Source organism: Xanthomonas sp. SHU 166 (assembly GCF_000364685.1).
In the GTDB taxonomy this organism is placed as follows: domain Bacteria; phylum Pseudomonadota; class Gammaproteobacteria; order Xanthomonadales; family Xanthomonadaceae; genus Xanthomonas_A; species Xanthomonas_A sontii.
In genome coordinates, this window is sequence record NZ_AQOJ01000269.1 from 1 (window position 1) to 11,074 (window position 11,074).

General features: G+C 69.3%; 11 protein-coding genes and 1 pseudogene. 8 read left to right on the top strand and 4 right to left on the bottom strand.

The genetic code is table 11. The features are described from left to right. A partial coding sequence (locus D180_RS08540) for a hypothetical protein (protein ID WP_017912469.1) occupies positions 1–999 on the top strand: 999 nt, incomplete at its 5' end. A 334-nt stretch (positions 1,000–1,333) separates the two neighbouring features. Beyond that, positions 1,334–2,044: a response regulator transcription factor gene (locus D180_RS08545; protein ID WP_017912470.1), complete on the top strand. Its 711-nt coding sequence runs from the start codon at positions 1,334–1,336 to the stop codon at positions 2,042–2,044. Between the two features lie 75 nt (positions 2,045–2,119). Here D180_RS08545 and D180_RS08550 read toward each other — a convergent pair whose 3' ends face one another. The 4 genes from D180_RS08550 to asnS are packed head-to-tail and all read right to left on the bottom strand — an operon-like array spanning position 2,120 to position 4,781. Next, positions 2,120–2,740: an FMN-binding negative transcriptional regulator gene (locus D180_RS08550; protein ID WP_017912471.1), complete on the bottom strand. Its 621-nt coding sequence runs from the start codon at positions 2,738–2,740 to the stop codon at positions 2,120–2,122. A 7-nt stretch (positions 2,741–2,747) separates the two neighbouring features. After that, positions 2,748–3,062 carry a hypothetical protein gene (locus tag D180_RS08555; protein ID WP_017907181.1) on the bottom strand — a complete coding sequence of 105 codons (315 nt, stop codon included), beginning with the start codon at positions 3,060–3,062 and terminating at the stop codon, positions 2,748–2,750. After that, complete coding sequence (locus D180_RS08560; RefSeq protein WP_017907180.1) at positions 3,059–3,364, bottom strand: hypothetical protein; 306 nt, start codon at positions 3,362–3,364, stop codon at positions 3,059–3,061. The genes D180_RS08555 and D180_RS08560 overlap by 4 nt, the downstream gene beginning before the upstream one ends. A gap of 22 nt (positions 3,365–3,386) precedes the next feature. After that, positions 3,387–4,781 carry an asparagine--tRNA ligase gene (gene asnS, locus D180_RS08565; RefSeq protein WP_017907179.1) on the bottom strand — a complete coding sequence of 465 codons (1,395 nt, stop codon included), beginning with the start codon at positions 4,779–4,781 and terminating at the stop codon, positions 3,387–3,389. Positions 4,782–4,918: 137 nt separating this feature from the next. Here asnS and D180_RS08570 point away from each other — a divergent pair, with 137 nt between their 5' ends. From D180_RS08570 to D180_RS23440, 6 genes and pseudogenes are all read left to right on the top strand, one after another. After that, the gene (locus D180_RS08570; RefSeq protein WP_017907178.1) at positions 4,919–5,266 is read left to right on the top strand and encodes an iron-sulfur cluster assembly accessory protein; all 348 of its coding nucleotides are present in this window, start codon (positions 4,919–4,921) and stop codon (positions 5,264–5,266) included. A gap of 367 nt (positions 5,267–5,633) precedes the next feature. Continuing rightward, positions 5,634–6,068, top strand: coding sequence for a 30S ribosomal protein S6 (gene rpsF, locus D180_RS08575; RefSeq protein WP_010342529.1), 435 nt, complete (start codon positions 5,634–5,636; stop codon positions 6,066–6,068). A gap of 11 nt (positions 6,069–6,079) precedes the next feature. Then, positions 6,080–6,310, top strand: coding sequence for a 30S ribosomal protein S18 (gene rpsR, locus D180_RS08580; RefSeq protein ID WP_002804494.1), 231 nt, complete (start codon positions 6,080–6,082; stop codon positions 6,308–6,310). Between the two features lie 191 nt (positions 6,311–6,501). Beyond that, positions 6,502–6,951 (top strand): 50S ribosomal protein L9, encoded by a 450-nt coding sequence (gene rplI, locus D180_RS08585; protein ID WP_010342531.1) that lies wholly within the window; start codon positions 6,502–6,504, stop codon positions 6,949–6,951. Between the two features lie 331 nt (positions 6,952–7,282). Next, positions 7,283–10,786 (top strand): chromosome segregation protein SMC, encoded by a 3,504-nt coding sequence (gene smc, locus D180_RS08590; RefSeq protein ID WP_017912473.1) that lies wholly within the window; start codon positions 7,283–7,285, stop codon positions 10,784–10,786. A 114-nt stretch (positions 10,787–10,900) separates the two neighbouring features. Then, positions 10,901–11,074: pseudogene (locus D180_RS23440) on the top strand (cell division protein ZipA); the annotation flags it as partial.

Below are 11,074 nucleotides of genomic sequence, written 5' to 3' on the forward strand. Positions count from 1 at the left end.
CTCACCGCGGCCCGCCGTGCCGGGCCGCGGCTGCCGCCGCCGGGCATCCTGCCGCAACTGCGCGCCGAGTGCGAAGCGATGGCGCGCTATGCGCTGGAGCACGGCATGGCGGTGCCGCCGGAGCTGATCGCCCGCCTGTCGGCGCTGCTGGGCGCGGGCACGCCGGACGCCGATGGTGGCGACATCGAGGTGCACGCACACGAACTGGCGGTCACCCACCGGCGACTGGCGCAGCTGATCCGCCCGGCCACGCCGCAGGCGGTGTTTCTGCTCGATGCCGAGCGTCGCCGCCCGCACTGGGCGACCCTGCTCGGCCCGCTGCCGCTGGTGCGCGCGCTGACCACGACCTCGCTGCTGTTCCTGTTCGCGGTGGTGGCGACGGCCCTGTCCAGCAAGGTCAGCGCGGACAACGTGCGCCTGGGCTTCCTGGATTCCTCTGGCAGCGTGCTGCTGTGGAATGCGCTGTTCCTGCTGTTCTGCGCCGGCCTGGGCGCCTCGTTCTCCTCGCTGTTCCAGGTGCACCGCTACGTCGCCGACGCCAGCTACGACCCCAAGTACGACGCCTCCTACGGCGCGCGCATGATCCTGGGCCTGATCGCCGGGCTGATCCTGGTCGAAGTGTTGCCGCCGGATCTGTTCGAAAGCGGCAGCATGCGCAGTTTCGGCAAGCCGACCCTGGCGATGCTGGGCGGCTTCTCCGCGACCGCGGTGTACCGCCTGCTGCAGCGTCTGGTCGATCTGATGGAGACGCTGGTGCGCGGCGATACCTCGGCGCAGGCGCAGGCGTCGCTGGAAGTGCAGCGCGCCAGCAACGACACCGAGCGCATGCGCTGGCAGGGCGAGTTGGCCGCGCAGTTGATGGCCCTGCAGCAGTCGATCGAGGCCGGCACACCGCCGGCGGCGATCCAGCAGCGGCTCGCCGAGTTCGCCCGCGGGATGCTGCAGGTGGAAGCCGCGCGTCTGCCGCCGCCGCCATTGCCATCGCCGGCAGCGGAATGAACCCGCCGGCGCGACACCGGCGTATCGCCGATGTTTCCATCATCGTTCGTCGGCGCAGGATTTCGTTCTGCGTCGCAGCGCGTGCGCGATAGCACGGGATTCTGTCTACGAACCGAGACGAATGCGGCAATCCGCACAAGTTCAGCCGTCGTCGCCATCCATATCAGCCTGAAACCGATGGCTGCCATGACGCAGCGTGACAAGCTGAGAACGTAATGCAAGCGCAGGTTCAGCGCTGTCGCATCGATTGAAAAAGGGGCGCGTCGCGCTGCAGGGGGACGCGGGTTGCCGCGCGGTCGCGCGTTGGGAGTTCCATTGCCAACACAGGTAGAGAATGAACACACGTATCGTGATTGCCGCCGAACGCAGCATTGTGCTGGAGGGCATGGTGGCCCTGCTCAACAACACGCCGGACATCGACGTGGTCGGCCACGCGGTCGACGGACTGGAGTGCGTGCAACTGGTGACCCGACGGCAGCCGGATATCGTGCTGATGGACGTGATGCTGCCGGGCCTCAACGGCATCGAGGCCACCCGCCGGCTGCTGCAGCGCAGCCCACGCAGCAAGGCGATCTGTATCGCCGCCTCCGATGCGGCGGCCAACGTGCGCGCGGCCATCGACGCCGGCGCCAAGGGCTACCTGGCGCGCAACAGCACCTTCCACGAATTGCTGCGCGCGATCCAGCAGGTCGGCAACGACCAGCTGTACATCAGTCCGCAACTGTCGCAGTCGCTGGTCAGCGAGTACCGCTGTCCGCCCGGCGATGCCGTCTCCGCCTACACGCTGCTGACCTCGCGCGAACGCGAGATCGTGCAGTTGCTGTCCGAGGGACTGTCGACCAAGGAGATCGCCGCGCGCCTGCACATCAGCGTCAAGACCATCGGCACCCACCGCGAGCACATCATGCTCAAGCTGGGCATGCAGAGCATCGCGCAATTGACGCGCTACGCGATCCGCGAAGGTCTGTCGCCGCTGGAGGGAGGCAGGGCCAGTGCGCGCCATGCCGGGCACGACCGGCAGGGACCGGCCAGCCGTTGTGGGTGAGGTGGCGCGTGCCGCCGCGCGTCCCGTGGCGGTGCGCACAACTGCATGGTCGGCCGCGCTGCGTGGCGGCGTGGTTCAGTCCGGACGTCGCGCGTGCATCAGCGCCGCGACGGCCTGCGCGCCGGGATCGGCCTGGCCCTGCAGCGCCTCGCGTACCGCGGCCTGGTTCGCCGGCGGATGGTTCTGGCTGAGCTTGAACTTCAACTCGACCCGCTCGACCTCCAGGCGGAAGCCGACGATGCCGCGCAACTGGCGCCGGTGCGCGTCGTTGTCCGGCTCGTAGCGCCAGTCGCTGCCCAGCGCGCGTTCGTGGCGTTCGCTCAGCCGCGCCACCACGTCGGCCAGCAGTGCTTCGTCGTCGCTGGGGTGCAACTGCCCGTGCAAGTGCGCGGTGGCGTAGTTCCAGGTCGGCACCCGCGCCATCGCCTCCTTGTCCGGATACCAGCCCGGGGAGACGTAGGCATGCGGGCCGTGCACGATCAGCAAGGCCGGCCCGGCGTGCCGCGCCTGCGGGTTGGCCCGCGACCAATGGCCTTCGACCAGGATGCGTTCGCCGTCGCGCCGGTACAGCACCGGCAGCGGCGTGGCGCAGGGCAGGCCGTCGGCGACGGTGACCAGGGTGGCGAACGGGTGGTCCGCGATCAGCGTATCGAGCGCGCCCAGGTCGTGTTCGGCGAAGGCGGGTGGAACGTGCATCCCCGGATCAGGCGCGCGCGCCCAGGGTCTGGGTCATGCGCCCGCGCAGGCCGGCGTCGTCGTCGGCCTGCGGCGGCGCCACCTCGCCCAACGAGAAGCCGCGCGCCCGCGCATCGTCCTCGTCCAGGCCATCGAAGGCGACGAATTCGGCATCGAACAACGCCGCGCGGGCGGTGTCCTCGCTGTCGTAGCTGAGGGTGTTGCCGTCGCTGTCCAGCACCTCGGCGGTGCCGGCGTCGCGCACGCGCAGGCGTGCCCACACCAGCAGGCGGCCGAGGCTGGCCAGGTACCACTGATCGTGGGAGGGAGAATCTGAGGTCATGGAATCACCAGGGAAAGCAGCCAGAGCAGGGCGGCCATGCCCAGGCCGAAGAAGATGGTCATCAGCGACAGCCAGGCCGGCGTGGCCAGCCCGGACAATCCGCGGTCGCCGAGCGGACGGTAGCGCCGCGCCAGCAGCCAGCCGAGCGCGACCGGCTTGAGGAAGGCGCCCGGCCCGAACGCCGCCACCAGCGGCGGATGGCGGTCGCGGATGTGCACCAGGGTCAGCGGCCAGAAGATCAGGAACGCGCTGGCCCCGGCGATCGCCACGCCGACGAAGCACAGCGCGAAGAACAGGATCATGGCGCGCGCTCCCCGTGCCGGCTCAGAACTCGGCGCTGCCCGGCGCGCGCGGGTAGGGGATGGCGTCGCGGATGTTGCTCAGCCCGCACACGTACACCACCAGGCGCTCGAAGCCCAGGCCGAAGCCGGCATGCGGCACCGTGCCGTAGCGGCGGAAGTCGCGGTACCAGCCGTAGTGCTGCGGATCCAGGCCGAACTGCAGCATGCGCGCGTCCAGCACGTCCAGGCGCTCCTCGCGCTGGCTGCCGCCGATGATCTCGCCGATGCCCGGGGCCAGCACGTCCATCGCCGCGACGGTCTTGCCGTCGTCGTTCAGGCGCATGTAGAAGGCCTTGATGTGCTCGGGATAGTTGGTCACCACCACCGGGCGGCCGACGTGCTGCTCGGTCAGCCAGCGCTCGTGCTCGGTCTGCAGGTCCAGGCCCCATTCCACCGGGAACTCGAACTTCTGCCCGGACTTCTGCAGCAGGCCGATCGCATCGCCGTACTCGATGCGCTCGAACGGCGAGTTGATGAAGGTCTCCAGCTTGCTGATCGCGGTCTTGTCCACGCGCTCGGCGATGAACGCCAGGTCGTCGGCGCGCTCGTCCAGCACCGCGCGGAACAGGTACTTGAGGAAGTCCTCGGCCACGCGCGCGTCCTCGGCCAGGTCGGCGAAGGCGATCTCCGGCTCGATCATCCAGAACTCGGCCAGGTGGCGGGTGGTGTGGCTGTTCTCGGCGCGGAAGGTCGGGCCGAAGGTGTAGACCTTGCTCAGCGCCAGGCAGTAGGCCTCGACGTTGAGCTGGCCGGACACGGTCAGGAAGGTCTCCTTGCCGAAGAAGTCGCGGCCGAAGTCGACCTGGCCCTGCGCGTCGCGCGGCAGGTTGGCCATGTCCAGGGTGGAGACGCGGAACATCTGCCCGGCGCCTTCGGCGTCGGAGGTGGTGATGATCGGCGTGCTGATCCAGTTGTAGCCGTTCTGGTGGAAATAGCGGTGCACCGCCTGCGCCAGGCAGTTGCGGATGCGCGTCACCGCGCCGAACAGGTTGGTGCGTGGGCGCAGGTGCGCGACCTCGCGCAGGAACTCCGGCGACATCGGCTTGGGCTGGATCGGGTAAGTCAGCGGGTCCTCGACCCAGCCCACCACCTCGACCGCGCTGGCCTGGATCTCGTACGACTGGCCCTTGCCCTGCGACTTGACCAGCACGCCCTTGGCGATCAGCGAGCAGCTGCCGGTGAGCCGCTTGACCTCGTCGAAGTTGGGCAGCGCATCGGTCGCCACCACCTGGATCGGGGCGAAGCAGGAGCCGTCGGACACGTTGATGAAAGCCAGTCCGGCAGATCCGCGCAGCGTGCGCACCCATCCCCGCACCGTGACTTCGCCGCCTTCCGGGATCTTCCCGGCCAGCGCATGTGCAACGCTCACCACCGTCATGACTTGAATCCTCGCCGCAGCGACTCGATATGGAAGGGGCAAGTGTACTGGCTGGAGCGCAGCGCTTGCGAGGCGTGGCGGCGATCGGCCGCCAACCTTCCTATAATGTCCGCTCGCAGTCGCCGGAGTCGTTCGTCATGGCCATCCGTCTCACCCCCGTCGCCCATGCCCGCGTGCAGCGCTTCGTCGCGCAGACGCCTGGCGCGCTGGGCTTGCGTTTTGGCGTGGAGCGCACCGGCTGTTCGGGGTGGGGCCACGTCACCGATCTGGCGCGCGAGGCGCGTGCGGACGACGCGGTGTTCGAGCAGGATGGCGTGCGCATCTATGTCGATGCCACCAGCCTGCCGCTGGTGGACGGCACCGAGATCGACTTCGCCAAGCAGGGCCTGGGCGAGACCTTCGTGTTCCGCAATCCGAATGCCACCGCCGAGTGCGGTTGCGGCGAGAGCTTCACCACCGACGCCGCGCACGCCGGCGCGGCCTGAGCGTCGCCGCTGCGGCGGCGCGGCCTCCTTGTGGGATGAGCTCGAAGGCCGGGACCGGGGACCGGGGACCGGGGACCGGGGACCGGGGACCCGGAAGAGCGGCCCGGATGCGCTGCCTGGTGCAGGCGGGTTGAGGCATGTCGCCACGAAAGGCTGGTCGGCCTCGCTTTTCCGGGTCCCGGGCCCCGGGTCCCGGCTTCATCGAGTCAGGACATCACCCGGCCGCCCGCCACGGCACCTTGTCCGCAGCGGCACTTCTACGCCATAATGCGCGGCTTCCTGCCTTCCCGGCAGGAGTCCTTGCCCCACCGCCGTCGCATCGCGGGGGGCTGTCCGGCCGCAAGGCCACATCCGAAAGGTACACACCATGAGTCGTCATTACGAAATCGTGTTCCTGGTCCACCCGGATCAGAGCGAGCAGGTCCCGGCCATGATCGAGCGCTACAAGTCGCTGGTCGAGAACGGCAAGGGCACCATCCACCGTCTGGAAGACTGGGGCCGCCGCCAGCTGGCGTACCCGATCCAGAACCTGGTGAAGGCCCACTACGTCATGCTGAACATCGAAGTGGACCAGGCCGTGCTGAGCGAGCTGGTCGAGAGCTTCCGCTTCAATGACGCCGTGCTGCGCCACCTGGTGATCAAGCGCGACGGCGCAGACACCGAGCAGTCGCTGATCATGAAGAGCAAGGACGAGAAGGCCGACAAGCCCGAGCGCGGTGAGCGCCGTCGTCGCGACGACGAAGAGGGCGATGCGCCCGCCGCCGCCACCGAAACCGACGGCGACGCCGCCGAAGCCGCCTAAGGAGCACGCTCATGTCCAAGTTCTTCCGTCGTCGCAAGTTCTGCAAGTTCACCGCCGAGGGCGTCAAGGAGATCGACTACAAGGATCTCAACACCCTGCGCCAGTACCTCACCGAGAACGGCAAGATCGTGCCGAGCCGCGTGACCGGCACCAAGTCCAAGTACCAGCGTCAGCTGGCCACGGCGGTCAAGCGCGCGCGTTTCCTGGCGCTGATCCCGTACACGGACAACCACGACGTTTAATTCCGGGTTTCCCGGAGCGATACGGCCCGCACCCTCCGGTGCGGGCATTCAAGCGAAGTCTGGCGATTAGAAAAGTGCGGTGCCGTTGGGCGCAATCCCGACTCCCCAATCCCCAATCCCGGCTTCTCCTATTCGGACAGCACCCGTTGCGGCGGCCGCGTGCCGACGCTAACGAATAACGGAGCAAGACCATGCAACTGATTCTTCTGCAGAAAGTGACCAACCTGGGCGGCCTCGGCGACAAGGTCGACGTCAAGCCGGGCTACGGCCGCAACTACCTTGTGCCGCAGGGCAAGGCCGTGCCGGCCACCGCCGCCAACATCGCCGAGTTCGAAGCCAAGCGCGCCGAGTACGAAGCCAAGGCCAAGTCGATCCACGACGACGCCGAAGCACGCGCTGCCAAGCTGGAAGGCGCCAGCGTGACCGTCAAGGCCAACGCCTCCACCGAAGGCAAGCTGTACGGTTCGGTCGGCCCGCGCGACATCGCCGAGGCCTTCACCGCCGCCGGCATGCCGCTGGAGAAGGGCGAAGTGGTGCTGGGCGAAGGCGCGTTCCGCAACATCGGCGAGTACGAGGTGCTGGTGCGCCTCCACGCCGACGTGGAAACCACAGTCAAGGTCGTGGTCGAAGCCGACGCCTGATCCCTGCGTCATCGCTGTACCGACACGGGCACCGCAAGGTGCCCGTGTCGTTTTTGCCGACCGGCGCCGCCCTCGGCGGGCCATGCGGCCCTGGCCGGGCGCGGCCGGCGCAAGACCCGCCGGCTGCGAGTGCGACCGCCGTCGCATCACCGCCGCCCGGCGCAGGCCGCCCCAGCCTCGCGCGGGGGCCGCTATACTCAGCGACTCGTGTCCGATGTCGGCCCGGCGGTGTAGCCGCATCAATGGGTTGGAAGCAGGACCTCACCTGGATCTTCATTAGCGGCAGCGCAGCTCGGAATGCCGGCGGCGTCTGCCATGGATTGCCCGCACCATGCGCCTGTCGACCATCAAGCTGTCCGGCTTCAAGTCCTTCGTCGATCCGACCACGCTGCACCTGCCGACCAACATGACCGGCATCGTCGGTCCGAACGGCTGCGGCAAGTCGAACATCATCGACGCGGTGCGCTGGGTGATGGGCGAAAGTTCGGCCAGCCGGCTGCGCGGCGATTCGCTGACCGACGTGATCTTCTCCGGGTCCTCGGCGCGCAAGCCGGTGTCGCAGGCCACGGTGGAACTGATCTTCGACAACACCGACCACACCATCGCCGGCGAGTACGCCTCGTTCAACGAGATCTCGGTCAAGCGCCAGGTCAGCCGCGACGGCAGCAGCAGCTACTACCTCAACGGCACCAAGTGCCGGCGCCGCGACATCACCGATCTGTTCCTGGGCACCGGCCTGGGCCCGCGCAGCTACTCGATCATCGAGCAGGGCATGATCAGCCAGATCATCGAGGCGCGCCCGGAAGACCTGCGCGTGTACCTGGAGGAGGCCGCCGGCATCTCCAAGTACAAGGAGCGGCGCAAGGAGACCGAGACCCGCATCCGCCACACCCGCGAGAACCTGGAGCGCCTGGGCGACCTGCGCGAGGAGATCGGCAAGCAGCTCGAGCACCTCAAGCGGCAGGCGCGCCAGGCCGAGCAGTACCAGGCGCTGCAGGAAGAGCGGCGGATCAAGGATGCGCAGTGGAAGGCGCTGGAATACCGCGGCCTGGACGGACGCCTGCAGGGCCTGCGCGAGGCGCTGGGCCAGGAAGAGACGCGCCTGCAGCAGTTGATCGCCGAACAGCGCGATGCCGAGGCGCGCATCGAGACCGGCCGCGTGCGCCGCGAGGAGGCCGCCGAGGCGCTCAGCACCGCGCAGGCCGAGGTCTACAAGGTCGGCAGCACCCTGGCCCGGATCGAGCAGCAGATCCAGCACCAGCGCGACCTGTCGCAGCGCCTGCACAAGGCACGCGACGAGACGCAGACGGCGCTGGCCGAACTCGGCCAGCACATCGGCACCGACGAAGCCAAGCTGGCGCTGTTGCGCGAATCGGTGGACGTGGCCGGCCCGCAGCTGGAGCAGCTGCAGGAAGACAACGAATACAAGCAGGAAGCGCTGCGCGAGGCCGAGGCGCGCCTGGCCGACTGGCAGCAGCGCTGGGAATCGCATCAGCGCAACACCGCCGAAGCCTCGCGTGCCGGCGAAGTGGAGCGCACCCGCGTCGATTACCTGGACCGGCAGTCGCTGGAGGCCGAGCGTCGCCGCGAGGCGCTGCTGGCCGAGCGCGCCGGGCTGGACCTGGACGCGCTGGCCGAGGCGTTCGCGCAACTGGAACTGCAGCACGAGACCCAGCGCGCCGCGCTGGACGGCCTGACCGAGCAGGTCGAGGCGCGCAAGCAGGCGGTGGCGGCGCTGCAGGACCAGCAGCGCAGCGCGCAGGCCGAACTGGCCGACGTGCGCAAGCAGGCGCAGGCCGCGCGCGGACGGCTGTCGTCGCTGGAAACCCTGCAGCAGGCCGCACTCGGCCAGGAGCAGGGCGCGGCGGTGGCCTGGCTGCAGGCGCGCGGGCTGGATTCGGCGGCGCGCGTCGGCGAACGGCTCAACGTCGAGAGCGGCTGGGAGAACGCGGTCGAAGGCGCGCTCGGGCAGTTGATCGAAGGCGTGTTGGTCGAGGCGCCGGAACAACTGGTCGACGCCCTTGGCGAACTCGGCGAAGGCCGCATCGCCCTGGTCAGCGGCGCGGAGGCGGCCGAGACCTTCGCGCCGACCTCGCTGGCGGCCAAGGTGCAGGGGCCGATCGCGATCCGTCGGCTGTTGGCGCGGCTGCACGCGGCCGAGGATTTGAGTGCGGCGCGCGCGCTGCTGCCGCAGCTGGGCGAGGGCGATTCCATCGTCACCCGCGACGGCGCGCGCCTGGGCCAGGGCTGGCTGCGCGTGTCGCGGTCCGGCGCGGCCAAGCAGGGCGCACTGCTGCGCGAGCGCGAGATCCAGAGCCTGCGCGGCCAGATCGAGACGCTGCAGGAGCGCGAGGCCGATCTCGAACACCGCCTCGGCGAGATGCGCGCGCAGTTGCTGGCCGGCGAGCAGCAGCGCGAGGACGCGCAGCGCCAGCTGTACCAGGCGCACCGCAGCGCCTCCGAACTGGCCGGCCAGTTGCAGAGCCAGCAGGGCAAGGTCGACGCCGCGCGCACCCGCATCGAGCGCATCGAGCTGGAGGTCGCGCAGCTGCTGGAAACCCTGGACAGCAGCCGCGAGCAGGCGCGCGAGGCACGCTCCAAGCTGGAAGACGCGGTCACCAGCATGGGCGACCTGGAATCGGTGCGGCACGCGCTGGAAGGCGAGCGTCGCCAACTCACCGAGGCGCGCGACCTGGCCCGCGACGCCGCGCGGCGGGTGCGCGAAGCCTCGCACGCCCTGGCCCTGACCCTGGAGTCGCAGCGCACCCAGATCGCCTCGCTGAGCCAGGCGCTGGAGCGCATGGGCAACCAGCGCGGGCAGCTGGACGCGCGCCTGGGCGAACTCAGCGCGCAGTTGAACGAGGGCGACTCGCCGGTGCTGGCGCTGGAGGCCGAACACCAGGCTGCGCTCAGCGAGCGCGTGCGCACCGACCGCGCGCTCGGCGAGGCGCGCGCGCTGCTGGACGGCATCGACAACGAACTGCGCGCGCTGGAGCAGACCCGCCAGCAGCGCGACGAACAGGCGCTGGCGCAGCGCGAACGCATCGCCCAGCGCCGGCTCGACCAGCAGGCGCTGGTGCTCAGCGCCGAGCAGCTGTCGGCGGCGGTGGTCAAGGCCGGCTTCGTGCTCGAGGACGTGATCAACGGCCTGCCCGAACATGCCGACCCCGCCGAGTGGGAGCAGGCGGTGCAGCAGATCGATGGACGCATGCGCCGGCTGGAACCGGTCAACCTGGCGGCGATCAGCGAGTACGGCGAGGCCGCGCAGCGCGCCGAGTACCTGGAAGCGCAGGACGTCGACCTCAACACCGCGCTGGAGACCCTGGAAGACGCCATCCGCAAGATCGACCGCGAGACCCGCGGCCGCTTCAAGGACACCTTCGACCGGGTCAACTCCGGCGTGCAGGCGCTGTATCCGCGCCTGTTCGGCGGCGGCCATGCCTACCTGGAGCTGACCGGCGAGGACCTGCTGGACACCGGCGTGGCGATCATGGCGCGGCCCCCGGGCAAGCGCGTGTCCAGCATCTCGCTGCTGTCCGGCGGCGAGAAGGCGATGACTGCGGTTGCCCTGGTGTTCGCGATCTTCCAGCTCAACCCGGCGCCGTTCTGCCTGCTCGACGAGGTGGACGCGCCGCTGGACGAGGCCAACGTCGGCCGCCTGGCGGCGATGGTCAAGGAAATGAGCGAGAAAGTGCAGTTCCTGTTCGTCAGCCACAACAAGGCGACGATGGAGGCGGCGCATCAGCTCAGCGGCGTCACCATGCGCGAGCCCGGCGTCAGCCGCCTGGTCAGCGTGGACCTCGAGGAGGCCGCGCGTTTGGCGGGCGCGGCCTGACGTGACATGCTAAAGGACGTGATGCGCGTCGAGGCTTGGTTCCCGCGTTGGCGGACCCGATGCGCACCCGCCAGTTATTTTCCCCCTGTGTACCCTTGCCGGAGTAACCCCTGAATGTCCGACATGGCAATGCTACGCATCGGCATCCTCGCCGCCGGCTTGCTGTTGATTGCGGCGATCTTCCTGTTCGGCCGCCCGAAGAAACCGAGCCAGGGCCGGCGCGTGGAGCCGGCCGATCCGGCCGCGCCGCGCCGCGAACCCTCGCTGGGCGACGCCGCCCCGGCCGCC

Bases quoted from the DNA above. Each gene is read 5' to 3' on its own strand.
- D180_RS08560 (WP_017907180.1), bottom strand. From the start codon at position 3,364: ATGATCCTGTTCTTCGCGCTGTGCTTCGTCGGCGTGGCGATCGCCGGG.
- D180_RS08555 (WP_017907181.1), bottom strand. From the start codon at position 3,062: ATGACCTCAGATTCTCCCTCCCACGATCAGTGGTACCTGGCCAGCCTC.
- D180_RS08550 (WP_017912471.1), bottom strand. From the start codon at position 2,740: ATGCACGTTCCACCCGCCTTCGCCGAACACGACCTGGGCGCGCTCGAT.
- rpsF (WP_010342529.1), top strand. From the start codon at position 5,634: ATGAGTCGTCATTACGAAATCGTGTTCCTGGTCCACCCGGATCAGAGC.
- rplI (WP_010342531.1), top strand. From the start codon at position 6,502: ATGCAACTGATTCTTCTGCAGAAAGTGACCAACCTGGGCGGCCTCGGC.
- asnS (WP_017907179.1), bottom strand. From the start codon at position 4,781: ATGACGGTGGTGAGCGTTGCACATGCGCTGGCCGGGAAGATCCCGGAA.
- D180_RS08545 (WP_017912470.1), top strand. From the start codon at position 1,334: ATGAACACACGTATCGTGATTGCCGCCGAACGCAGCATTGTGCTGGAG.
- D180_RS08570 (WP_017907178.1), top strand. From the start codon at position 4,919: ATGGCCATCCGTCTCACCCCCGTCGCCCATGCCCGCGTGCAGCGCTTC.
- smc (WP_017912473.1), top strand. From the start codon at position 7,283: ATGCGCCTGTCGACCATCAAGCTGTCCGGCTTCAAGTCCTTCGTCGAT.
- rpsR (WP_002804494.1), top strand. From the start codon at position 6,080: ATGTCCAAGTTCTTCCGTCGTCGCAAGTTCTGCAAGTTCACCGCCGAG.